The organism is Micromonospora sp. CNZ322 (assembly GCF_007827755.1).
Window position 1 is genome coordinate 117,343 of record NZ_VITD01000004.1, and the last position, 22,395, is coordinate 139,737.

General features: G+C 71.2%; 19 protein-coding genes and 1 pseudogene. 12 read left to right on the forward strand and 8 right to left on the reverse strand.

Annotated elements, in window-relative coordinates; all coding sequences use genetic code 11:
- Nucleotides 1-5 precede the first annotated feature (5 nt).
- Nucleotides 6-461 carry a hypothetical protein gene (locus FB453_RS11880; RefSeq protein WP_145789851.1) on the forward strand — a complete coding sequence of 152 codons (456 nt, stop codon included), beginning with the start codon at nucleotides 6-8 and terminating at the stop codon, nucleotides 459-461.
- Nucleotides 462-565: 104 nt separating this feature from the next.
- Here the strand turns inward: FB453_RS11880 and hisC are convergent, their stop codons facing one another.
- Genes hisC through hppD form a run of 4 tightly spaced genes read right to left on the reverse strand, consistent with a single transcriptional unit; the run spans nucleotide 566 to nucleotide 4,573 of the window.
- On the reverse strand, nucleotides 566-1,669 hold the full coding sequence (gene hisC, locus FB453_RS11885) for a histidinol-phosphate transaminase (protein ID WP_145789853.1): 1,104 nt from the start codon (nucleotides 1,667-1,669) through the stop codon (nucleotides 566-568).
- The gene (locus FB453_RS11890) at nucleotides 1,666-2,658 is read right to left on the reverse strand and encodes an RDD family protein (protein ID WP_112640985.1); all 993 of its coding nucleotides are present in this window, start codon (nucleotides 2,656-2,658) and stop codon (nucleotides 1,666-1,668) included. The genes hisC and FB453_RS11890 overlap by 4 nt, the downstream gene beginning before the upstream one ends.
- The gene (locus tag FB453_RS11895; protein WP_145789855.1) at nucleotides 2,655-3,356 is read right to left on the reverse strand and encodes an RDD family protein; all 702 of its coding nucleotides are present in this window, start codon (nucleotides 3,354-3,356) and stop codon (nucleotides 2,655-2,657) included. The genes FB453_RS11890 and FB453_RS11895 overlap by 4 nt, the downstream gene beginning before the upstream one ends.
- Before the next feature lie 11 nt (nucleotides 3,357-3,367).
- On the reverse strand, nucleotides 3,368-4,573 hold the full coding sequence (gene hppD, locus FB453_RS11900; protein WP_145789857.1) for a 4-hydroxyphenylpyruvate dioxygenase: 1,206 nt from the start codon (nucleotides 4,571-4,573) through the stop codon (nucleotides 3,368-3,370).
- A 139-nt stretch (nucleotides 4,574-4,712) separates the two neighbouring features.
- On the opposite strand from hppD, the gene FB453_RS11905 reads away from it, so the two are divergent.
- The 5 genes from FB453_RS11905 to FB453_RS11925 all read left to right on the forward strand — a co-directional run bounded on the left by FB453_RS11905 (nucleotide 4,713) and on the right by FB453_RS11925 (nucleotide 13,208).
- Nucleotides 4,713-5,216 carry an Lrp/AsnC family transcriptional regulator gene (locus FB453_RS11905; protein WP_112588124.1) on the forward strand — a complete coding sequence of 168 codons (504 nt, stop codon included), beginning with the start codon at nucleotides 4,713-4,715 and terminating at the stop codon, nucleotides 5,214-5,216.
- A gap of 78 nt (nucleotides 5,217-5,294) precedes the next feature.
- Nucleotides 5,295-6,731, forward strand: a complete 1,437-nt coding sequence (locus FB453_RS11910; protein WP_486480241.1) for an outer membrane protein assembly factor BamB family protein — start codon at nucleotides 5,295-5,297, stop codon at nucleotides 6,729-6,731.
- A 126-nt stretch (nucleotides 6,732-6,857) separates the two neighbouring features.
- Nucleotides 6,858-8,525, forward strand: a complete 1,668-nt coding sequence (locus FB453_RS11915; protein ID WP_145789860.1) for a fumarate hydratase — start codon at nucleotides 6,858-6,860, stop codon at nucleotides 8,523-8,525.
- A 259-nt stretch (nucleotides 8,526-8,784) separates the two neighbouring features.
- Complete coding sequence (locus tag FB453_RS11920) at nucleotides 8,785-11,763, forward strand: AfsR/SARP family transcriptional regulator (RefSeq protein ID WP_145789863.1); 2,979 nt, start codon at nucleotides 8,785-8,787, stop codon at nucleotides 11,761-11,763.
- A 35-nt stretch (nucleotides 11,764-11,798) separates the two neighbouring features.
- Entirely contained in the window at nucleotides 11,799-13,208 is a 1,410-nt protein-coding gene (locus tag FB453_RS11925; RefSeq protein ID WP_181518450.1) for a class II fumarate hydratase, read from the forward strand.
- A gap of 19 nt (nucleotides 13,209-13,227) precedes the next feature.
- Here the strand turns inward: FB453_RS11925 and FB453_RS11930 are convergent, their stop codons facing one another.
- Nucleotides 13,228-13,518, reverse strand: coding sequence for a hypothetical protein (locus FB453_RS11930; RefSeq protein WP_145789866.1), 291 nt, complete (start codon nucleotides 13,516-13,518; stop codon nucleotides 13,228-13,230).
- Nucleotides 13,519-13,971: 453 nt separating this feature from the next.
- Here FB453_RS11930 and FB453_RS11935 point away from each other — a divergent pair, with 453 nt between their 5' ends.
- The 3 genes from FB453_RS11935 to FB453_RS11945 all read left to right on the forward strand — a co-directional run bounded on the left by FB453_RS11935 (nucleotide 13,972) and on the right by FB453_RS11945 (nucleotide 15,654).
- Nucleotides 13,972-14,784: a Scr1 family TA system antitoxin-like transcriptional regulator gene (locus tag FB453_RS11935; RefSeq protein WP_145789868.1), complete on the forward strand. Its 813-nt coding sequence runs from the start codon at nucleotides 13,972-13,974 to the stop codon at nucleotides 14,782-14,784.
- Nucleotides 14,775-14,957: a DUF397 domain-containing protein gene (locus FB453_RS11940; protein WP_145789870.1), complete on the forward strand. Its 183-nt coding sequence runs from the start codon at nucleotides 14,775-14,777 to the stop codon at nucleotides 14,955-14,957. The genes FB453_RS11935 and FB453_RS11940 overlap by 10 nt, the downstream gene beginning before the upstream one ends.
- Nucleotides 14,958-15,054: 97 nt before the next feature.
- On the forward strand, nucleotides 15,055-15,654 hold the full coding sequence (locus FB453_RS11945) for a GNAT family N-acetyltransferase (RefSeq protein WP_145789872.1): 600 nt from the start codon (nucleotides 15,055-15,057) through the stop codon (nucleotides 15,652-15,654).
- Here FB453_RS11945 and FB453_RS11950 read toward each other — a convergent pair.
- The gene (locus FB453_RS11950; RefSeq protein ID WP_091403587.1) at nucleotides 15,621-16,166 is read right to left on the reverse strand and encodes a CGNR zinc finger domain-containing protein; all 546 of its coding nucleotides are present in this window, start codon (nucleotides 16,164-16,166) and stop codon (nucleotides 15,621-15,623) included. The two genes, FB453_RS11945 and FB453_RS11950, sit on opposite strands and share 34 nt — an antisense overlap.
- Before the next feature lie 86 nt (nucleotides 16,167-16,252).
- Here FB453_RS11950 and FB453_RS11955 point away from each other — a divergent pair, with 86 nt between their 5' ends.
- The 3 genes from FB453_RS11955 to FB453_RS11965 all read left to right on the forward strand — a co-directional run bounded on the left by FB453_RS11955 (nucleotide 16,253) and on the right by FB453_RS11965 (nucleotide 19,906).
- On the forward strand, nucleotides 16,253-17,218 hold the full coding sequence (locus FB453_RS11955) for a DMT family transporter (RefSeq protein ID WP_145789874.1): 966 nt from the start codon (nucleotides 16,253-16,255) through the stop codon (nucleotides 17,216-17,218).
- A gap of 97 nt (nucleotides 17,219-17,315) precedes the next feature.
- Nucleotides 17,316-18,011, forward strand: a complete 696-nt coding sequence (locus FB453_RS11960; RefSeq protein ID WP_112601557.1) for an HAD family hydrolase — start codon at nucleotides 17,316-17,318, stop codon at nucleotides 18,009-18,011.
- Nucleotides 18,012-18,187: 176 nt separating this feature from the next.
- Entirely contained in the window at nucleotides 18,188-19,906 is a 1,719-nt protein-coding gene (locus FB453_RS11965) for a S8 family serine peptidase (protein ID WP_145789876.1), read from the forward strand.
- A gap of 199 nt (nucleotides 19,907-20,105) precedes the next feature.
- On the opposite strand, the gene FB453_RS34825 is transcribed toward FB453_RS11965, so the two are convergent.
- Nucleotides 20,106-20,516 carry an endonuclease domain-containing protein gene (locus FB453_RS34825; RefSeq protein ID WP_486480242.1) on the reverse strand — a complete coding sequence of 137 codons (411 nt, stop codon included), beginning with the start codon at nucleotides 20,514-20,516 and terminating at the stop codon, nucleotides 20,106-20,108.
- 1,135 nt (nucleotides 20,517-21,651) lie between these two features.
- Nucleotides 21,652-22,293, reverse strand: a pseudogene (locus FB453_RS11975) (IclR family transcriptional regulator); the annotation flags it as partial.
- Between the last annotated feature and the right edge of the window lie 102 nt (nucleotides 22,294-22,395).

Sequence of the window (22,395 nt, forward strand, 5' to 3'; positions counted from 1 at the left end):
GCGAGATGCGTGCTGGTCGTTACGCCGTATGCCTGGCCATCGGCATGGTCGTCCCGTTGCTGATGGTCAGCGGCTGCACCGGTGACACGGCGAGACGATCGGCGGAGCCGTCCGAACGCCCCTCACCCACCGTGCCGAGCTGGCCTTCCCCCACTCCGGAAGCGCCGACGGGCTGGTTTCCGGCCGGTCGGGTGCTGCTGGCCGGCCCGCTGGCAGAGCAGAAGGAAGCAACCATCGCCGATGTTGTTCCCAGTGGGGCCAGCTTCACTGTGTATTTCGTCTGCACCGGAGGAGGTCGGATCGCACTGAACGTGAAGACGGCCGCTCCGCTGCGATATCCGTGCGACGGGGTGCCCAACCTGTCGCAGGTCTACGTCGACAAGGGCGTCTCGACCGATCTTGCCGTCGGGGTCGAGGGTGAAGCGCAGTGGCGACTGGCGGTGGTCGACGGAGCGCCCTAGTCGGGTACTGGCGGGCGGGGCAGCTGAGTGCTGTCCCGCCCGCCCCGTCTTTCGTTACCTGCCTGTGTGCCGGTGCGGTACCGCCCGCGAGGGCGAGCTGTCGCTCAGACCAGGGCGGCTTCGGCCGCTGCCAGGAACGCGTCGTTCTCGGCCGGGGTGCCGATGGTGACCCGGACCCCGTCCCCGGCGAACGGCCGCACGATCACCCCGCGCGCCTCGCACGCCTTGCCGAACGCCACGGCCCGCTCGCCCAACGGCAGCCAGACGAAGTTGGCCTGGCTCGTCGGCACGTCCGGCACGAACTTGCGCAACGCCTCGGTGACCCGGTCCCGCTCGGCGACGACCAGGGCGCAGCGACGCTCCATCTCCGCCACCTGGGTCAGCGCGGCGAGCGCCCCGGCCTGGGCTGCCGTGCTGCTGGAGAACGGGGTCGCCACCTTGCGGATGGCGGCCGCCACCACCGGCTGGGCAACCAGCCAGCCCATCCGCAGACCGGCGAGCCCCCACGCCTTCGACAGCGTGCGCAACACCGCCACGTTCGGCCGGTCCAGGTAGTCGAGACCGTCCGGCACCTCCGCGTCGGTGACGAACTCCCGGTACGCCTCGTCGATGACCACCAGCACGTCGTCCGGCACCGCGTCGAGGAACCGGTCCAGCTCGGCCCGGCGCAGCGCCGTACCCGTGGGGTTGTTCGGGTTGCAGACGAAAATCACCCGGGTCCGGTCGGTCACCGCCGCGGCCATCGCCGCCAGGTCGTGCCCGTGCCCGGCGTCGTTGGGCACCCGCACGCTGGTCGCGCCGCTGGTCGCCACGATGATGGGGTACGCCTCGAAGGACCGCCACGAGTAGAGCACCTCGTCGCCGGGCAGGCAGGTGGCACGCACCAGGTGCTCGGCCAGCGCCACCGAACCACAGCCGGTGGCGATCCGGTCGGCGTCCACCCCGTACCGCTGGGCCAGCGCGTCCCGCAGCGCGACCACACCCATGTCCGGGTAGCGGTGCGAGGTGGTGATCGCCTCGGTGACCGCCTCCACCACGCCGGGCAGCGGCCCGTACGGCACCTCGTTGCTGGCCAGCTTGATGGCCTCCGGCAGGCCCAACTCCCGGGCCAGGTCGGCGGGGCTGCGCCCCGGCACGTAGCTGGGCAGCGCGTCCAGGTCGACGCGGGTCAGCCGCAGCGCCGGCTGGTGACGTCCGGAGTCGGTCATGGGGTGTCTCCCGGGGGCTGGTTACGGTCGTTCGAGGGGGCGGTATCGGTGTGTTGGGGGACTTCGACGACCACCGTCTGCGCGCGCTTGTCGTGCAGCGCCTGGCGCAGGGGGTGGTCGAAGAGGGGGGAGAGAGCGTCGACCAGTTGCAGCACCAGGCCGAGCCCGGCGCAGTACCAGAGCAGAGTCGGCAGGCCCAGCGTGCTCCACCGGCTCAGCGCCCGGCGGACGCCCAGCGGCTGGTCGGCGGCCATCGGCACCGCCCGGATCCGCATCACCCGCTTGCCGACGGTCTGCCCGCCGGAGGCCATTGTCGGCACCTCGTACGCCAGCCAGAGCGCGGTGGCGATCAGCAGGATCGCCACCAGCAGAGAATTGGCCTGCTCACTGGGGAGCGGCAGGCCGTCGGCGGAGGTGTCGCCGCGCGACGCGCGCCGGAAGACCTCCTGCCAGTACGGCGCCCATTCCTGAGCCCAGCGCCAGACGAACCAGCCGTTGACAACCACGTTCAGTGCGAAGACGAGGCCGAAGTCGATCAGCCGGGCGACCAACCTACGGCCGTAGCCGGCCAGCCTGAGGCCGTGCGGTCGAGGCTCGGGCGGTCGTCCGGGCCAGCCGGGGTGACCGGCCGGAGGCGCCCAGCCGGGAGGGGCACCCGGTGGGGTCCAGCCCGGCGGACCGCCCTGCGGACCCCAGCCGGGAGGGCCCGCCTGTGGTCCCCAGCCCGGGCCATGGCCCGGTTGCGGGCCGTACCCCGGGGGTGGGCCCTGCTGGGGCGACCAGCCCGGCGCGCCGGTCGCCGAGTCGGGGGTCGTCGACGCCGCGGGCGCGGCCGGGGTGACCGGTGCGGGCGGTGGCTCGGCCGGCGGCGGGCCGTCCGGCGGAGTGGCGTCGACGGGAATGGGCGCACCCAGCCAGCCCTCGCCGTCCCAGTAACGCCGGGTCTCGGTATCGGCGGGGTCGACATACCAGCCAGGTTGAACGCTCACGAAGACACCTTAACGACGACCGTCGCGGCGAACTTGTCATGGAGGCACTGCTGCCACGGCTTGTCCCAGAGCTGCCAGAACCCGTCGAGGTAGCTCAGCCCCGGGAAGAAGCCAGAGAGCTGCTGCACCAGGAACCGCTTCGCGGCGGCCCGGCGGTCGAGGGAGCGCGTCGGATCCAGCGGCACGATCCGCAGGTTCATCATCTTCTTGCCGAAGGTCTGGCCGGTCTTGAACATCATCTCGACGTAGTAGACGTACGCGAGCACGAGCGATATCGCGATGATCCCCAGGTCGATCCAGATCAGGGGCAGCATGAGGTCGTGAAAGAAGTCGACCTCGCCAAGCGAGCCGTCCGACGCGAACAGCGTGATGTCGGGTGCAACGACAACGAGGAAGATGATCGCCGCGGGCACCGCGAGCACCAGGCCGACCACCATGAAGACCGCGGAGTCGAGCAACATGGCCAGTAGCCGATCGCTGAAGCTGGCCAGCGGCTGTCCGCCCGGAGTCAGCGTCGGGGGCGGGGCTGCCGGTCGCGGTGGTCCGCCATAGAACTGCGGCGGGGCGTACCCGGGTGAGGCGTACTGCGGCGGCGCGGCGTACCCGTGGGGGTGTGGGCCGGGCTGCGGCGCGACGCCGCCGGCGGTGGGTCGGGGCCCACCGGCCGGCGGCGTCGGGTACGACGGAGGTTGCGTCACGCTCGCAAGTGTTACAGGTTGCCGCGGGCTTCCTGCTCCCGCTCGATCGCCTGGAAGAGCGCCTTGAAGTTGCCCTTGCCGAAGCCCAGCGAGCCGTGCCGCTCGATCAGCTCGAAGAAGACAGTGGGGCGGTCCTGCACCGGCTTGGTGAAGATCTGGAGCAGGTAGCCGTCCTCGTCCCGGTCGACCAGGATCTTGCGGGACTTCAGCTCCTCGATCGGCACCCGCACCTTGCCGATCCGCTCGCGCAGCTCCGGGTCGTCGTAGTACGAGTCCGGGGTGTCCAGGAAGTCGACACCGGCGGCGCGCATCGCGTCGACGCTGGCCAGGATGTCGTTCGTGGCGACGGCGATGTGCTGCGCGCCCGGGCCCTGGTAGAACTCCAGGTACTCGTCGATCTGGGACTTCTTGCGGGCGATCGCCGGCTCGTTGAGCGGGAACTTCACCTTGCGGGTGCCGTTCGCCACGACCTTGCTCATCAGCGCCGAGTAGTCGGTGGCGATGTCGTCGCCGACGAACTCCGCCATGTTCGAGAAGCCCATCACCCGCTTGTAGAACTCGACCCACTCGTCCATCCGGCCCAACTCCACGTTGCCGACCACGTGGTCGACGGCCTGGAAGAAGCGCTTCGGCTGGATGCCGGCGTCGATCATCGGCTGCCGGTCCACGATCGGGCCCCGGGCCACGAAGCCGGGCAGGAACGGGCCGGTGTAGCGGGACCGGTCGACCAGCGTGTGCCGGGTGTCGCCGTACGCGGCGATGGCGGCCATCCGTACGGTGCCGTGCTCGTCGGTCACCTCGTGCGGCTCGACGACGCTGGCGGCACCCTGTGCGATGGCGTGCGCGTACGCGGCGTCCACGTTCGGGACCTCCAGCGCGATGTCGCTGATCCCGTCGCTGTGCCGGGCCACGTGCTCGGCGCCCTCGGCGTCCGGGCGCACCGCGCCGGTCAGCACGAACCGGGCCGAGCCGCTGGTCAGCACGTACTGGGCGTGGTCCCGGTAGCCCTGCTCGGGGCCGCGGTACGCCACGCAGGTCATGCCGAAGGCGGTGGAGTAGTAGTGGGCGGCCTGCTTGGCGTTGCCGACCAGGAAGTGCACGTGGTCGAGGCCCCGAACCGGGAACGGGTCGTGGCTGATGTCGTGGTCGACAGCGCCGACGAGCCGGTCGACGTCGACGTCCTCGGTCGACTGGGGTCGGTCGATCGCCTGGGTCATGGTGGGCTCCCTCGCGTACCGGCCGGCCTTGTGGGCCGCCGTGGTCGGTTCTTGTGGCGAGGATCGCTGCCCCGGCATCGAGTGGGCAACTGTTGCCAGAAATGCTGGTCAGGTTGCGCATTCGGTATGGTCTTCACTCATGAATGGTGAGCAGAATGTACAGCTCGACGCGCTCGACGTGCGCTTGATCGAACTGCTCGCCGAGGAGCCGCGGATCGGGGTGCTGGAGTGCTCCCGGCGGCTCGGCGTGGCCCGGGGCACCGTGCAGGCGAGGCTGGACAAGCTCATCGAGCGGGGGGTCATCAAAGGCTTCGGCCCCGAGATCGCGCCGGCCGCGATCGGGTTCGGGGTGACCAGCTTCGTCACCCTGGAGATCAGCCAAAGACACGGCCACGACCCGGTCACCGCCCACCTCGCCGCCATCCCCGAGGTGCTGGAGGCGCACACCATCACCGGCTCCAGCGACCTGCTCTGCCGGATCGTGGCCCGCTCCAACACCGACCTGCAACGGGTCATCGACCAGATCGTCTCGTCCGCCGGCATCACCCGGGCCTCGACGATCATCGCGCTGGCCGAGCAGATCCCCTACCGCACGCTGCCGTTGGTGCGTAGCGCTGTTCGGGCCGAGGGAAGGGTGCTGTAACACCTCCGAGCCCAGAAAGCGTGGCGACACGGCGGCGCGGGCGTACGGAAGATCCGTGATCGTGGCTACGGTGTGCGGGTGGCGAAGGGGAGCGTGCGCGGTGGGCTGCTGCTCGGCCTCGCCGTGGTCGTCGCGCTCGCCGCCACCGGCGTGTGGAACCCGTTCCCCGGCCTGTGGGACTGGGTGGACCGCAGCGAACCCATCTCCGAGCCCGACGTGGTCTGGCAGCAACGGGTCGGCGGCACTCCGCGCAGCGTGACCATCGCCGGCGACGCCGTCGTGGTCGAGCAGCGCACCCGGGTCGAGGCTCGCAGCCTGGCCACCGGCGCCCAGCTCTGGGAGCGCAAGGCGGACTGGGCGGCGGTCGCCGGCGGCGACCGCGACCCGGTCGTGGCCGTGGGCAAGCTCCTGGTCAAGGGGTACGAGCTGCTCGACCCGACGACCGGGGTGACCCGGCGGCGTGACGATGACGCGGTGGCCGTCTGGACGTACCGCAACCTGCTCCTCGACGCCAGGTGCACGGACGCCACCGACTGCACCCTGAGCGCCTGGGACCCGCGTGGCACCGCGCCGCTCTGGACGGCCTTCCTGCCCGGGGTGCACAGCGGCCTGCTCGCCGACAATCCGGGTCTGCGCGGCACCCGCCGGCTCACCGCCACCCGGATCGACGACGGCGTGGCCGGGGCGGAGGCCGCGCCACCGCTCCTCGGCTTCCCGGTCGACGGTCGGGTCCACGTGGTCGACACCGCCACCGGCCGGGTGCTGCAGAACGTCGAGCCCGCCCGGGAGGAGCGGCTCTCCGTGGTGGGCGGCCGGCTGCTGCGGATCGCCGCCCGCTCCCAGGACGGCACCTGTTACTTCGCCATCTCCGCCCGGGACTCGGCGACCGGGCAGGAGGCCTGGCAGCGCGCCGGCATCAACCTGCGCACCGCCGACTCCGCCGGCTGCGTGCAACGCGAGGACCCGCAAGGTGCGCGGAACGTGCTGATCGGCGTCGCCCCGGACGGCCGTGAGGCGGTGATCGACGGGTACGACGGCCGGCTGCTCTGGGTTGGTGAGCCGGGCACGAAGTTGATCGCGGTGGACGACCGTTCGGCGGTGTTCCGGGCCGCCGACAAGCGCTCGGTCATCGCCCGCGAGTTGGGCACCGAGAAGGTGCTCTGGACGCGACAGGCCAGCGGCAAGGCCGGAGCCGCGCTCACCCCGTACGCGGTGGTGGTGGCCGACGAGAAGCCGTCCCGGCTGGCGGCACTGGACCCGCGCACCGGCCGGGAGTTGGCCGTCCTACGCACCTCGGCGAACGTCCTCGCCGTCGGGTCACAGGGCATGATCATCGGCGAGGGGCGGGAGATCGGGTACGTCCGCTTCGGCGCGTCCGGAAGCTCGCCCACCCGACCGCCCGGCGACGGTGGGAATCCCGGGCCGGGCGGCCCTGGCCCCGGCGGGCCGAACAACGGCGACTGCGGGCCGAAGGGGGAACTCTGCCCCGACCCGGGCGGCGGCAAGGACGGTTGAGCGGGCGGTTCGCCCGATGATCCACCGGGCGTGCGGGGCCCGGCACGCCCGGTGGATGAGAGCGGCGTCCCAGCACCCGCCCGGCGGGTGGGAGTGATCGACCGGTCTGCCCTAGGCTTGCCGCTCATGAGCAGTGCCGCCGCATTCTCGTACTCCCCTCTGCTGCCGACCGGCCCGGACCAGACGGATTATCGCCTGGTCACCGACGAGGGCGTGGACGTCGTACACGGCCCGGGAGGCCGTCGGTTCCTCACCGTGGAGCCGGCCGCGCTCACCGCGCTGACCGCCGAGGCGATGCACGACATCGCGCACTTCCTGCGCCCCGCGCACCTGGCGCAGCTCCGGGCGATCATCGACGACCCGGCCGCCTCGCCGAACGACCGGTTCGTCGCGCTGGACCTGCTGCGCAACGCCAACATCGCCGCCGGCGGTGTCCTGCCCATGTGCCAGGACACCGGCACCGCCATCGTGATGGGCAAACGCGGTCGGCACGTGCTGACCGACGGTGCCGACGCGGAGGCCATCTCGCGGGGCGTCTACCAGGCGTACACCAAGCTCAATCTGCGCTACTCCCAGCTCGCCCCGCTGACCATGTGGGACGAGCGGAACACCGGCAGCAACCTGCCCGCCCAGGTGGACCTGTACGCCGAGGACCCGGACGGGCACCCCGACGCGTACAAGTTCCTCTTCATGGCCAAGGGCGGTGGCTCGGCCAACAAGTCGTACCTCTACCAGGAGACGAAGGCGCTGCTCAATCCAACGCGGATGATGCAGTTCCTGGAGGAGAAGCTGCGGCTGATCGGCACCGCCGCCTGCCCGCCGTACCACCTGGCCATCGTCATCGGCGGCACCTCCGCCGAGTACGCGCTGAAGACCGCGAAGTACGCCAGCGCCAAGTATCTCGACGCGCTGCCGACAGCGGGTTCGATGAGCGCGCACGGCTTCCGTGACCTGGAGCTGGAGGCGGAGGTGCTGGAGCTGACCCGCAACTTCGGCATCGGCGCGCAGTTCGGTGGGCGGTACTTCTGCCACGACGTACGGGTGGTCCGGTTGCCCCGGCACGGTGCGTCCTGCCCGGTGGCGATCGCCGTCTCCTGCTCGGCGGACCGTCAGGCCGTCGCCAAGATCACCCCGTCGGGTGTGTGGCTGGAGCGCCTCGAAACCGACCCGGCGCGGTTCCTGCCCGACGTGACCGACGATTCGCTCGACGCCGAGCTGGTGGTCCGGGTCAACCTGAACCGGCCGATGGACGAGATCCGCGCCGAGCTGTCGAAGTACCCGGTGAAGACGCGCCTCTCGCTCTCCGGGCCGCTCGTGGTCGCCCGGGACATCGCCCACGCAAAGATCGCCGAGCGGTTGGACGCCGGGGAGCCGATGCCGCAGTACCTGCGTGACCACGCGGTCTACTACGCCGGCCCGGCGAAGACCCCCGAGGGGTACGCGTCCGGCTCGTTCGGCCCGACCACCGCCGGCCGGATGGACGCCTACGTGGAGAAGTTCCAGGCCGCCGGCGGCTCCCAGGTGATGCTGGCCAAGGGCAACCGGTCGGGTCAGGTGACCCGCTCCTGCCAGCAGCACGGCGGCTTCTACCTCGGCTCGATCGGCGGCCCCGCAGCCCGCCTCGCGCAGGACTGCATCAAGCACGTCGAGGTGCTCGAATACGCGGAGCTGGGCATGGAGGCGGTCTGGAAGATCGAGGTGGAGGACTTCCCCGCCTTCATCGTGGTCGACGACAAGGGCAACGACTTCTTCGCCGAGGTGACCAAGCCGGTGCTCACCGTCGGCCGCCGCTGACCCGACAGGTACGCCAACGGGCGCCGGGCGAACTCGCCCGGCGCCCGTTCTGTCGCCCGTGCTCTGCCGACATCGGTACGCCCGCCCCGCTGGGGTGGGACGGGCGCACCGCCCCCGTCGGATGCCGTCACCGACAACCCGGAATGAGTGTGCTGCGCACCGCTGTCGATCCGCTCTCAGATCACTATCGCCTGACCGAGGCGGTCTGTTACCAGCGGACTACTCTGCTGGAAGTTGCACCACTGACGCGGGAGAGCAGATGCGTTTCGGGATCCTGGGGCCCCTGCGGGTGGGCGGTGGCGAGTCCACTGTCACCGCCGGGCGCGACCGGATCGTGCTCGCCATGCTGTTGTTGCGCGCCGGCCGGCTCGTGCCGGTCGACGAGCTGGTCGACGCGGTGTGGGAGGACCACCCGCCGGCCACCGCCCGGGCGCAGTTGCAGACCTGCGTGTCACGGTTGCGCCGCCGGTTCACCGAACTCGAACTGGCGCCGGACCTCATCGTCACCGACCCGGCGGGGTACGGGGTGCGTGCCGCACCGACCGAGCTGGACGCCGAGGTCTTCACCCGGGGCGTGGAGGCGGCCCGAGCCGCCGCCACTGCCGGTCGCCTGGTCGACACCCGTGTCGAATTCCGCGCCGCCTTGGCGTTGTGGCGCGGGCCTGCGCTGGGTGGAATCCCGAGCCGGAGCGTCCGCCGCCGTGCACAGGCACTCGACGAGCAGCGCCTCACCGCCCTGGAGGAGTGCGTCGACGTCGAGCTGCGCCTTGGTCGGGCAGCCGAGCTCATCGAGGAGCTCGCGGAGAGCGTCGACCGGCATCCGTTGCGGGAGCGGCTGCGCGGCCAACTGATGCTGGCGCTGTCCGCGGTCGGGCGGCAGGCCGACGCGCTCGCGGTCTACCGGGAGGGCCGGCGGTTCTACGCCGACGAGTTGGGCATCGAGCCGGGCGTCGAGTTGCAGGAGCTGCACCAGCGGGTACTCGCCGGTGACCTGGCCCTGGCAGGTCGGGAGGCGCGGCCGACCGCTCCGGTCCGCTCGTTGCCCCGGGCGATCGGCGACTTCACCGGCCGGCAGCAGACGATGGCCCGCCTGGTCAAGGAGGTGGAGGCCGGGGCCCGGATCCAGCTCATCGACGGCATGGCGGGCAGCGGCAAGACCACCCTCGCGGTGCATCTCGCCACCGCTCTCGCAGACGACTACCCGGACGCCCAGCTCTACATCGACCTGCACGGGCACAGCGAGCGCACTCCGTTGACGCCGGCCGCGGCGGTGGCCACGCTGCTGCGGCAGCTCGGTGTGCCCGCCGAGAGGGTGCCGACGAGCCAGGACGACCGGTTGGCGCTCTGGCGTAGCGAGCTTGCCGGTCGGCGGGCCCTGCTGGTGCTCGACAACGCGGCGACCGCCGACCAGGTGACGCCGCTGCTGCCCAACGGCTCGCACTGCCTGATCCTGATCACCAGCCGCCGCCGGCTGGTCGGGGTGGATGAGGGGCGACCGTCGTCGCTGCCCGTGCTCGACAGTGACGAGGCGGTCGAGTTGCTCGGGCGGGTCGTCGGCGTGGACCGGGTGGCGGCGGAGCCGGAGGCGGCCACCAAGGTCGTCCAACGCTGCGGACACCTGCCGCTGGCCATCCGGCTGGCCGGTGCCCGGTTGGCACACCGACCCCGTTGGCGCATCGCCGACCTGGCCGAGCGGCTGAGCACCCGGCCGGATCCATTGGCCGAGTTCGAAGCCGGCGAACGGTCCGTCGGCCGGGCCTTCGCCCTGTCGTACGCCCAGGTGTCGCCGGTGGCGCAGCGCGCGTTCCGGTTGCTGGGCCTGCACCCGGGAGTACGGTTCGACAACTCGGTCGCCGCCGTACTGGCCGAGCTGTCCCTACCCGAGGCCCAGGACCTGCTGGACGAGTTGGTCGACGCGCACCTCGTGGAGGAGGCGGAGCCGGGCCGGTACCGGTTGCACGACCTGGTTCGGGAGTACGCGCGGACGCTGGTGGCCGAGCCGGAGCGAACGGTCGAGCGACGGGGCGGTATCGAGCGTCTGCTCGATCACCACCTGCACGTCGCCACGGCGATCGCCCGCGAGAGGGAACTCTCCGCGCTCCGCTCCCTGATTGTGGTGGGGGAGCCGCTCCGTCCTGACCTGGTCATGCTCGTCGCCGAGCAGGGTCGGGCCTGGCTCGACGAGAACCTGGCCGCCTGGACAGCCCTGGTCCGGTTGGCGGAGACCGAGGGGTTCCTCCGCTACTGCTGGCAGTTGGCGAGAGCCTGCTGGCACGCCCAGTTCGAGGGCGGTCGCCTGGATGAACTGATTGAGACACACAGCATCGGCCTGCGCGCCGCCGAGGAGTTGGCTGACGACAGGGCGGTGGGGATGACCCTCAACTATCTCGCCTCGGCCCATTACCGGCTGGGTGATTTCCCCACGGCGATCCGGGTGATGGAGAGGTCACTCGACATCTTCCGCCGCCTGGGTCTGCAATACGAATACCGCAACACCCTGGGCAACCTGGGCACCGCGTACGCGGCCAACTTTCAGTTCCGCCGGGCTCGCGAGTCCTACGACGCTGCTCGGGCGCTGGCGACGCGGATGCGCGACACGACGGCGCTGGCGAACGAACTCAACAACCTGACGATCACCCTGCTGCTCTGGGGACGGCACGACGAGGCGCTGCGCACCGCTCGGCGGCACCTGGGGATCGCCCGCGAGGCCGGCGACACGCGGCGGCTCGGCAATGCCCTCGGGCACCTCGGGATGGTCCGGCACCGGATGGGCGACGTGGTGCCGGCCGCACGGTTGTTGCGCGTGGCGCTGCGCTTCAAGCGCCAGCTGGGCGCCCGGTTCGGTGAGGGTGAGGTGCTCAACGAGATCGGGATGATGGAACGGGAGGCCGGCCGTCCGGAAGAGGCCGCTGATCTGCACCGTGCAGCGCTGGCCGCGATGACCGAGGCGGGGGATCGCATCGGCCAGTGCGGCTCGCGCAACCTGCTGGCCCGAGCCATCCTGGATCAGGGGGACGTGAGCAGCGCGCTCGACCTGCATCGTCGCGTACTCGTCGACGCCACCGGGCTGGGTTCCCTACACGAGCAGGGTCGGGCGCTGGAGGGCGTCGCCCGCTGTTTGCTGGCGATCGACCCGGCGGCGGCGCGGGCGCACCTGACCCGGGCGCTGGCGCTGTTCCGGCAGATCGAGTCGCCGGACCAGCACGAGGTGGAACGGCTGCTCACCGAGTTGGGCTGACGGATCATCTGCGAGTCGGCCACGGGCGCGGCAGGATGGTACGCGTGACGACTCCAGAGGCGACCGGTTACCGCATCGAACGCGACTCGATGGGCGAGGTGGAGGTGCCCGCCGAGGCGCTGTGGCGGGCGCAGACCCAGCGCGCGGTGCAGAATTTCCCGATTTCCGGCCGGGGCCTCGAACCGGCCCAGATCAAGGCCCTCGCCCAGATCAAGGGCGCGGCGGCCGAGGTCAACGGCGAGCTGGGCGTGATCGACGCCAACGTGGCCGCCGCCATCGCCGCCGCCGCCGCGCACGTGGCCGACGGTGGTTACGACGACCAGTTCCCGGTGGACGTGTTCCAGACCGGCTCCGGCACCTCGTCGAACATGAACACCAACGAGGTGATCGCGACCCTGGCCAGCCGGGAGCTGGGCTCCCCGGTGCATCCGAACGACCACGTCAACGCCTCCCAGTCGAGCAACGACGTCTTCCCGTCCTCGATCCACCTGGCGGCCACCCAGTTCATCGTCGAAGACCTGCTGCCGTCGCTGGCGCACCTGGCGTCGGCGTTGGAGGCCAAGGCCGCCGAGTTCGAGACGGTGGTCAAGGCCGGGCGTACCCACCTGATGGACGCCACCCCGGTCACCCTCGGCCAGGAGTTCGGCGGGTACGCCGCCCAGGTCCGCTACGGGATCGAACGGCTGGAGGGCGCTCTGCCCCGACTGGCCGAGCTGCCGCTGGGCGGCACCGCCGTCGGCACCGGAATCAACACCCCGCTCGGCTTCGCCGCCGCCGTGATCGACAAGCTGCGCGAGTCGACCGGGTTGCCGCTGAGCGAGGCGCGTAACCACTTCGAGGCGCAGGGCGCGCGGGACGCGCTGGTGGAGACCTCGGGGCAGCTACGGACCGTGGCGATCGGTCTCTACAAGATCGCCAACGACATCCGCTGGATGGGCTCCGGCCCCCGCGCCGGTCTGCGCGAACTGCGTATCCCGGACCTCCAGCCCGGCTCGTCGATCATGCCCGGCAAGGTCAACCCGGTGGTCGCCGAGGCGATGCGGCAGGTCTGCGCCCAGGTGATCGGCAACGACGCGACCGTCGGGTTCGCCGGCTCGCAGGGCGACTTCGAGCTGAACGTGATGCTCCCGGTGATGGGCCGCAACCTGCTGGAGTCGATCCGGCTGCTCTCCGCGGTGAGCCGGCTCTTCGCCGACCGGCTGGTGGTCGGCCTGGTCGCGGACGCCGAGGTCTGTCTGGCGTACGCCGAGGGCTCACCGTCGATCGTCACCCCACTCAACCGCTACCTGGGGTACGACGAGGCCGCGTCGATCGCCAAGGAGGCGCTGGCCAAGCAGACCTCGATCCGCGAGGTGGTCATTTCCCGGGGCCACGTCGACTCCGGAAAGCTCACCGAGACCCAGTTGGACGAGACGTTGGACCTGCTCCGGATGACCCACCCCTGACCCGGGTCGCCTGCCCTGGTCAGGGTAGGTGCCGTGGTCTCGCCCAGCCGAGGAACCGGGTGAAGAGCGCGGCGGGGTCGGGGCCGTCGTGCGGGTTGAGTCGGTACAGGTCGGCAGCGGCCTCGTGCAGGGCCATGCACAGGTAGATGCTCAACCCGATGCGGTCGTGCGCGTACTCCTGGCGCAGGGTGAGTCGGGCGACCGGGCACGGCCATGGCGCGGCGCACACCCGGCAGAGCCAGAGCGGGCGCAGCGGCAGGTGCGATCGGCGTGGTGTCGTCGCGCGGCCGTCCGGGGCGGTCCGGGACATGCGGCGGCCTTCCTTTCGACCTGAATCGTTTGTGGCATCACCACGCCCCCGGGGCTCGCCCCGGGGCCGGACTGCGCCAAGATCGTGCTCGACCCTGGATGTAGTGGCTTCCGCATGTCAGGACCCCACTCTTTCCAGGATCGAGCACGATCTTGCGTGGTCGGTCGGGGCTGCCAGTGGGGTCCGGTGGCCGAAGTGGTCGGTCGGTTGGTGGGCGTGGTCCGGTGCTGAGCGCGGCTGGAATGGTGGGCATGGTCGGCCTGGGTGGCCGGGGCGGCCCGGGTGGCCGGCGTGGGCGTGGTCGGGGAGCGGCGCCGCGCTTCACAGTCTGGTGATCAGGCGACTACGGTCGGAAGGGTTTGGCCGCGTCGTCATAGTCGCCCTGTTTCGGGTGGCACCGCCGCTGGCGGCCGGCTGGAGATGATCGTCGGCGGGGTGGAGGGGGGGCACGGCATGGCCGATGGACAGATGACGGCGGCGGCGTTCCTGATCGCCGAGCTGCGGCGGGCGCGGGCTCGGCGTGGCTGGAGTCAGGAAGAGCTGGCCAGGGCGGTCAACTACTCGGCGTCGATGGTCAGCGCTGTCGAGCTGGGGCAGCAGCCGCCCACTGCCAAGTACCTGGAACTCGTCGACCGCGCCCTGGACACCGGCGGCCTCTTCGGCCGGATGTCCACCGAACTGGTCAGCCTGGACCGGGCGCAGCCCTGGCTACGCGGCTGGCAGGCGATCTTTACCCAGGCGCGCACACTCCGGTGGTATGAGCCCCGCTACGTGCCCGGGCTGTTCCAGACGGAGGCCTACGCGCGGGCGGTCTTCGAGGCGGGCGGCCTGCTCGCCCCAGAAGAGGTCGACCGGCGACTGACCGCCCGGATGGAGCGTCAGGACGTGCTGCACAGCGAGCGTGCGCCGCAGATCGTGGCGGTGCTGGACGAGGCGGTGCTGCGGCGACGGGTGGGCGGGCGGAAGGTGATGCGCGACCAGACGCTGCACCTGGTGGGCATCGCCACTGGGCACCCCCGGGTCCGGTTGCACGTGGTGCCGCGATCGGCCGAGGAGTATCCGGGGCTCGGTGGACAGTTCGCTCTCGCCGTCCTGCCCGACGGCACGGAGGTGGCCTACCTGGACTGTCAGGTCCGCGGCCAGGAGCTGGACCAGCCGAAGGATCTGTTGCGCTTGCAGCGGGTCTGGGAGGCTACCCTGGGCGAAGCCCTGCCCCCGCAAGCATCGATCGAGCTGATGAACGAGGTGGCCGAGTCGTGGAGTTGACCGGTGCTCGATGGCGCAAGAGCAGCCGCAGCAACCAGGACGCCAACTGCGTTGAGGTGGCGACGAATCTTGGGGACGTGGTCGGGGTGCGAGACAGCAAGGACTCGGACGGGCCCGTGCTCGTTGTCGACGCGTACTCCTGGCGGCTCTTCGTGGGCGCGCCCCCGCGCTGACCCGACCGCCTCGCCCGCGACGGCTGTCGGGTTTTCCGCGCAGCTGGCCCTGGTAAACGGCTCGACGGGGTCCTGAGCAGGACGGATGATCCGGGCCATGGGTGACGATGGCGTGGATGTGCCGGCGGGGACCGAGCGGCTGCGGTTGCGGCGGCTGACCATGGCCGACGTGGATGCGCTGGTCGAGTTGGACAGCGACCCCGAGGTGATGCGTTTCCTCACCGGCGGCGTCGCGACCCCGCTGGCCACAGTGCGCGACGAGCAGTTGCCGAGGCTGCTGGCCCAGTACGACAGGTATCCCGGGCTGGGTCGGTGGGCGGCGCACGACCGGGAGTCCGGCGAGTTCCTGGGTTGGTTCGCGTTGGACCCGTCGGCGGACGGCACCGAGGCCGAGTTGGGCTACCGGCTGCGTCGCTCGACGTGGGGGCGCGGGCTGGCCACCGAGGGGTCGCGGGCGTTGGTCCGGTACGCCTTCGACACCGTCGGGGTGCGTCGGGTCTGGGCCGAGACGATGACTGTCAACGAACGCTCCCGGCGGGTGATGGTGAAGGCCGGGCTGCACTACGTGCGGACCTTCCACCTCCAGTGGGACGACCCGATTCCGGGCACCGAGCAGGGCGAGGTGGAGTACGAGGTGCGGGCGGAGGAGTGGGCGACCGTCGGTCAGGAGCGGCCGGCGGCCCGGCGGGCGCGGTAGGCGGTCACCGCGGCGCGGTTGCCGCAGCCGGCCTCGCAGAACCGCCGGGACCTGTTGCGGGACAGGTCGACGACGACGTTGTCGCAGTCCGGGTATTCGCAGATCCGCAATCGGCTCAGCTCGCCGGTCCGGACCAGATCGGCCATCGCCATGGCGGCTTCGACCGCGATCCGGGTGGCCAGCGGTGCGTCGCGGGGAACGGCGTGCAGGTGGTACGGCTCGTCGTCGTGCTCGATGAGCTGAGGCAGCGCCTTGTGTTCCAGCAGCAGGCCGTTGACCACCGCGACGATCTCGGGTGGTTCGGCGTACCAGATGCGGCGCAGTTGGGGCCGCAGCTCCCGTACGGCGCGCAGCTCGGCCTCGGTGTGCTCGTGCCGGCCGCTGTAGGAGTGGCGGACGAAGAACGCGTCCAGCGCCGCAATGTCGGGCAGCAACTCACCGTCCCGACCTGCGGTGTTGACCAGCGCCGCGGCGGCGATCAGCGAACACTCGGTGTCATGAGCGAATAGCAACTTGACTCCTGTCAGGGCTTCCGCCTAGCGTCATCAGTACGAGGATAGTTTGCTCATGACACGGTGCCCATCCCGAGGAGCGCGACATGCACTCACGATCTGCTGCCGGCATCGGGTTGGCGCTGCTCGCCGCAGTCACCTTCGCCACCTCCGGAACCTTCGCCCGTTCGCTCATCGAGGCCGGCTGGTCAGCCGAGTCCGCGGTGATCGCCCGCGTCGGCGTGGCCGCCCTGGTGCTGGCGATCCCCGCCCTGCTGTCGCTGCGGGGCAAATGGGACGTGCTGCGGAGCAACGCCACCGCCATCGGGCTGTTCGGGCTCCTCGGTGTGGGGCTGGCCCAGGTGTGCTTCTTCAACGCCGTGCGCTACCTGCCGGTCGGTGTCGCGCTGCTGCTGGAATACCTGGGCATCATCCTCGTCGTGGCCTGGATGTGGCTGCGGCACGGGCAGCCGCCCCGCCGACTCACCATCGCCGGGTCGGTGGCCGCGCTGGCCGGGCTGGCGTTCGTGCTGGACCTCGCCGGCACCGCCGACTTCCACCCGGTGGGCGTGCTCTGGGGGCTGGGAGCGGCGTTCGGCCTGGCCGGATACTTCGTGCTCGCCGGCCGGGTCGACCCCCGGCTGCCCTCGGTCGCCATGGCCAGCGGCGGAATGGCCGTCGGCGCCGCCATGCTGCTCCTCATCGGGCTGACCGGCCTGCTGCCGCTGCACGCCACCTTCGGCGAGGTCACCTTCGCCGGGCAGCCCACCAGCTGGTTGGTGCCCATCGCCGGGCTGTCGCTGGTGGCCGCCGTCATCGCGTACCTCGCCGGCATCGCCGGCACCCGGATCCTCGGGCCCCGCCTGTCGTCGTTCCTCGGGCTGACCGAGGTGCTCTTTGCGGTGCTGATCGCCTGGCTGTTCCTGAACGAGCTGCCCACCGGCTGGCAGCTGTTCGGCGGTGCGCTGATCGTCGCCGGCGTCGCCCTGGTACGCCTCGACGAGCTGCGCGGGTCGCCCTCGACGCCCGGGCAGCCCACGCCCGAGCCCGAGCTGGCGCTTGACGGTCGGTGAGGTTTGGCGGTCGGGTGCTCCTGATGATCGGGCGATTGCCGGCGGGCGGTGACCTCGGCGGGCGGTGGGTTCCGCGGGCGGTGAGAGGGTGGGTGTTGTGCTGACCACTGTGGTGTTCGACGCTGACGAAACGCTGTTGGACCTGCGCCCGGCCGTCACCGGCGGGCTGGTGGCCGTCCTCGACGAGATGCGGCGACGCACAACTGCGGCGGCCGGGGTGACGCTCGCCGAACTGGAGTCGGACTGGGGCGCGGTCTTCGGCGAGTTGAGCGCCGCCCCGGTGGCGGAGATCCGGCGCGCCGCACTGGCCCGGTCGCTGGCCCGCGCCGCGCTGGTCCACCACCTGGACGAGATCGCGGACCTCTTCTTCGCCCAGCGCTTCGCCCTCACCCGACCGTTTCCGGACGTGCCACCGGCGCTGGCCACGCTGCGCGGCCGGTACACGCTTGGTTTCGCCACCAACGGCAACAGCCGCGCCGAACGGTGCGGGCTCGCCGGCGAGTTCGCCTTCGAGCTGTACGCGCACGAGAACGGCCTGCCCAAGAAGCCGGCCCCGGAGTTTTATGCCGCGGTGGTCGCGGCGGCCGGGGTGCCAGCCGGGCAGATCGTGTACGTCGGCGACTCGTGGGAGCACGACGTGGTGGCGCCTCGGCGGGCCGGCCTGCGATCGGTGTGGCTGAACCGGCTCGGCCTGCCTCGCCCCCTCGGCTGCCCACCCGACGCCGAAGTTTCCAGCATGGCCGACCTGCCGGCCGCGCTGGCGAATCTCGGTGTCGACGCGGTAGGTGTGTAGGTCGAGGCGGACGCTGCGGGTGTCTCTGCGGCCTGTGCCGGTGCGGCCTGTGCCTGTGCGGCCGGGGTGCGGCTCGAACTGGCGGGATTCACGGCCATAACGGGCGCTCAACTGGCGTAATCCGGATCGTTGTTGTGTGATGGCTGCCACGTCCCTCAACGAGAGGATCCGATGTGGTGAGCAAGCGCTTCACCGCCCGTACGGTCGCGACCGCGGCTGTGCTGGCACTTACGGCTACGGGGTTGGGTGTGCCGGCCAACGCCGCGCCGAGCAACTCCAGGACCTTCACCGTCGTCGCCGAGGATGGCGTCGCCACCGACACGGCCGTCGCCGCGATCCGGGCAGCTGGCGGCACTGTGGTGTCCCGGTCCGATGAGGTCGGCATGTTCCAGGTCAGCAGCGACCGGGCCGACTTCGCGGCCAGGGCGACCGCCGCGCCGACGCTGATCGGCGCCGCCGAGCAGAAGGCCATCGGCCGCAAGCCGAAGCTGGACCGGGTCGAGCAGGAGCACCTGCTGGCCGCTGCCGGTGCTCGTGCGGGTGCTGCCGGTGCTGCCAAGAAGGGCGCCAAGCTCGATCCGCTCGATGACAAGCTGTGGGGCCTGGAGATGATCCGGGCCGACAAGGCCCGCAAGATCGAGCCGGGCGACCGTCGGGTGACCGTCGGCGTACTGGACACCGGCGTCGACGCCAGCAACCCGGACATCGCTCCGAACTTCAACTGGTCGCTGTCGCGCAACTTCGCGCCTGACCTGACCGATGTGGACGGCCCCTGCGAGGTGCCGAGCTGCCTCGACCCGGTCGGCACCGACGACGGCGGGCACGGCACCCACGTGGCCGGCACCATCGGCGCCGCGGCCAACGGCTTCGGTCTCTCCGGCGTCGCCCCGAACGTCTCGCTGGTCGAGCTCAAGGGTGGTCAGGACTCCGGCTACTTCTTCCTCGACCCGGTCGTCAACGCCCTGGTCTACGCCGGCCGGTCCGGGATCGACGTGGTCAACATGTCGTTCTATGTCGACCCGTGGCTCTACAACTGCACCGCCAACCCGGCCGACTCCCCCGAGGACCAGGCCGAGCAGCGGGCCATCATCAAGGCGATGAAGCGGGCGTTGGTCTTCGCGCACAACAAGGGCGTGACCCTTGTCGGTGCGCTCGGCAACAACAACGAGGACCTGGGTGCACCGCGCACCGACGTCACGAGCCCCGACTACGGCGCCGACCCGTATGACCGCCCGATCGACAACGAGAGCTGCTGGGACCTCCCCACCGAGGGCCCGCATGTGATCGGCGTGTCGTCGGTTGGCCCGTCCGGCAAGAAGTCGGACTTCTCCAACTACGGCACCGAGCAGATCTCGGTTGCCGCGCCCGGTGGATTCGCGCGGGACGGCTTCGGGACTCCGACGTACAACACCCCCGGTAACCGGATCCTCTCCAGCTACCCGCTCAAGGTGCTCCAGGAGGAGCCCATCTCCCTCACCATCCCGGACCCCAAGGTGGACGCGGACGGCAACATCGATCCGCGCGTCGCCACGAGCGTGTTCAAGCAGTGCAAGGCCAACGGCGAGTGCGGGTACTACACGTACTTGCAGGGCACCTCGATGGCCTCCCCGCACGCCGCCGGTGTCGCCGCGCTGATCGTCAGCCGGTACGGCAAGGCGCAGGGTCGGACTGGCTTCGGGATGTCGCCGGACCAGGTCGAGCAGCACCTCTACCGCACGGCCGCCGAGCACGCGTGCCCGGAGCCGCGCCTCCAGCAGTACCGCAACGAGGGCCGGGACGAGACCTACGACGCGTACTGCGCCGGTGGGGTCAACTTCAACGGCTTCTACGGCTACGGGATCGTCGACGCATACGCGGCGGTGAAGACCCCGCTCAAGCCGAGCGCCCGCCCGTAGCGCACATCGCACTGCGGTGGCCCAACCGCCGCCGTCCTCCGGGGCCCGGTCGACACCTCGTCGACCGGGCCCCGGCTCGTCCAGGCACGTTGTAACCGGCCACCGCCGGGCGCCAGTCATGATCGACTCGGTTTCCTGGAAGGCGCGGTGTTGGCGCCTGAAGGATGGCGCGGTTTCCAGGAACCCGAGTTGATCCTGGTCATCTGGACGATCCCTGTCGCCAGCCGCGGCTGACCAGCGCGTCGCGCACCTCTCGGAGCACCGACGGGAACTCGCCGTGCAGCCGGCGGCTGGTCACGTGCAGGACCAGCCAACCCGCGGCGACCAGCTGATTCAGCCGACGGCGGTCGCGGTGTAGCTGCTCCACGTCGGAGTGCCACTTCCCGTCGTACTCCACCGCTACCCGATATTGCGGCCAGGCCAGATCGGGGTGCAGAACAATGCCGGTGGGCAGGCGTACCGGATGTTGAACCGCTGGGCGCGGCAGCCCACTCAGCACCAACCGCACGCGTAGTTGTGACTCCGGCGGAGACTCGGCTCCGCCGTCGGCCAGGTCGAACACCCAGCGTGTTCGTCGCGCACCCGGCCGGTCAGCATGGCGAGCAGCCATGGCGGCCAGGGTCTCGCGATCGACCAGCCCCTGCCCGAGCAGCGAATCGACGATGGCGACCGCCCGTACCGGGTCGAGCCAGACAGCCGTCTCCCAGGCGGCCCGCCCTGGGTCGGATCGGGGGATTGGGAGGTCTTGCCCCCTGGGCCTGGGCGGGCTGGCCGCCGCCCACCCATCGCTTCGACCAGGCACCACCATGCCCCCTGCTCCGACGAACACCGCCGCCGGACGGGACAGGCGCCGTGCTGGGCGTTGTGACATTCCGCCGGTAGGTGGGCGGCCCGCTCCCGTAGGTCGCGCTGGATCACGTGGACTTCCAGCGCTCGGCGCTCGTCCTGCGTCTGGGGGTCGTCCTGCGTCTGGGGGTCGTCCTGCGGCTGACCGATGTCCTGGGGTCGGCGGACGGCTCGCGTTCGGTGGCCGGCCTGATGGTCGTCGTGCGGATGGCGCGGCCAGCTCGAGGGTCTCGCTCGCCGTGAGCGGGGTGATGGCGTTGACGTGCACGCGGAGGCCACGCTGTGGGCCTATCCGCAGCGGTCGGGGCACGAGGACGTGCACATCGTCGGTAAAGCTCGCGGCGTGTTGGACGCCGTGCAGGTAGGCGGCCGACGGGCCGCCGACCACCACGCCGGGCGGTAGCCGGAGGAGGGCGGCGCGACACGCGAGGGCGTGATCCCGGTCCAGCCGCGAGTCGGCGTAGATGTCGTGGCGCAACCGCACCCAGGCAGAGTTACGCAGCTGATGTTCGGTGAGCAGGCCGTCCCGGACAGCGTCGGAGCCGCGGAAGACCTGCCAGGCCAGGGCATCGGGGCGATGCGGACGTGGGGGCATGCCGAGCAGCCTGCCGACCACGGACTGTCCACCGAAACCCCTGTGGACAACTCGGCCCGCGCATGCCGCCGGACCTGTGGACAACCACGAATCCGCCTGCCGATCGTGCTATGACAGCGGTCAGAACGGCCGACCAATCAGGCATCGGAGCCGTCGACGGGCGGTGATCCACTCGCGTTTCTGAAAGTCGGGCGATCACCGGCTTCGGGACACCGCGACTTCCATGAACCCGAGTCGATCAAGCCGCGGGGGCAGGGTGGGGCCGCGCGGCGGGGGGCGGTGAGGTGGGGTGTGGCGGTCGGGGTCAGCTGAGGGCGGTGGTGATGGCTCGGGCGGCGGCCAGCACCTCGGGGCCGATCGTGTCGACGTCCAGCGGGGCGAGCGCGACCACGCCGACGCTGGCCTCCAGGCCGGGTACGCCGAGCACCGGTGCGGCCACCCCGTACGCCCCGGCCTGCAACTCCCCGCTGCTACTCACCGGCTCGGCCACCCCGGCGCGACCGGCCAGGATCGCCCGGCCGGCCGCTCCCAGGTCCAGTGGATGCCGTGCCCCGGCCCGGTACGCGACGTGGAACGACGTCCAGCTCGGCTCGACCACGGCCAGGGCGACGCCCTCGCCACCTTCGACGACGGTCAGGTGCGCGGTCGCGCCGGCCTGCTCGGCGAGGCGGCGTAGCGCGGGCAGCGCACCCTCGGCGAGCAGCGGCTGGGCCCGTCGGGCCAGGTGCAGCAACCCGGCACCGAGGCGCAGCCGACCGTCTCCGTCGCGGCGCAGCATGCCGTGCCCGGTCAGCGCACTGACCAGTCGGTAAACGGCGGCCCGGCCGATGCCGAGCCGATTCGCGGCCTCGGTGACGGTCAGACCGCCAGAGGCGTCGGCGACCAGGTGCAGCAGCCGCAGCCCCCGGTCGAGCGTCTGCGACGTCTCCCCGCCCCGCCCCGCAACCGCGTCGGCCCGCCCGGCGCCAGCCTCGGCCCGCCCGCGGGTCGCGTCGGTCGAGCGGGAGGCCCGCCCGGAGGCCGCGTCGGCTGAGCCGGAGCCCCGCCC

Coding starts and splice junctions, on each gene's coding strand:
- FB453_RS11880 (WP_145789851.1), top strand. CDS start 6: ATGCGTGCTGGTCGTTACGCCGTATGCCTGGCCATCGGCATGGTCGTC.
- hisC (WP_145789853.1), bottom strand. CDS start 1,669: ATGACCGACTCCGGACGTCACCAGCCGGCGCTGCGGCTGACCCGCGTC.
- hppD (WP_145789857.1), bottom strand. CDS start 4,573: ATGACCCAGGCGATCGACCGACCCCAGTCGACCGAGGACGTCGACGTC.
- FB453_RS11905 (WP_112588124.1), top strand. CDS start 4,713: ATGAATGGTGAGCAGAATGTACAGCTCGACGCGCTCGACGTGCGCTTG.
- FB453_RS11915 (WP_145789860.1), top strand. CDS start 6,858: ATGAGCAGTGCCGCCGCATTCTCGTACTCCCCTCTGCTGCCGACCGGC.
- FB453_RS11920 (WP_145789863.1), top strand. CDS start 8,785: ATGCGTTTCGGGATCCTGGGGCCCCTGCGGGTGGGCGGTGGCGAGTCC.
- FB453_RS11925 (WP_181518450.1), top strand. CDS start 11,799: ATGGTACGCGTGACGACTCCAGAGGCGACCGGTTACCGCATCGAACGC.
- FB453_RS11930 (WP_145789866.1), bottom strand. CDS start 13,518: ATGTCCCGGACCGCCCCGGACGGCCGCGCGACGACACCACGCCGATCG.
- FB453_RS11935 (WP_145789868.1), top strand. CDS start 13,972: ATGGCCGATGGACAGATGACGGCGGCGGCGTTCCTGATCGCCGAGCTG.
- FB453_RS11945 (WP_145789872.1), top strand. CDS start 15,055: ATGGGTGACGATGGCGTGGATGTGCCGGCGGGGACCGAGCGGCTGCGG.
- FB453_RS11955 (WP_145789874.1), top strand. CDS start 16,253: ATGCACTCACGATCTGCTGCCGGCATCGGGTTGGCGCTGCTCGCCGCA.
- FB453_RS34825 (WP_486480242.1), bottom strand. CDS start 20,516: ATGGCTGCTCGCCATGCTGACCGGCCGGGTGCGCGACGAACACGCTGG.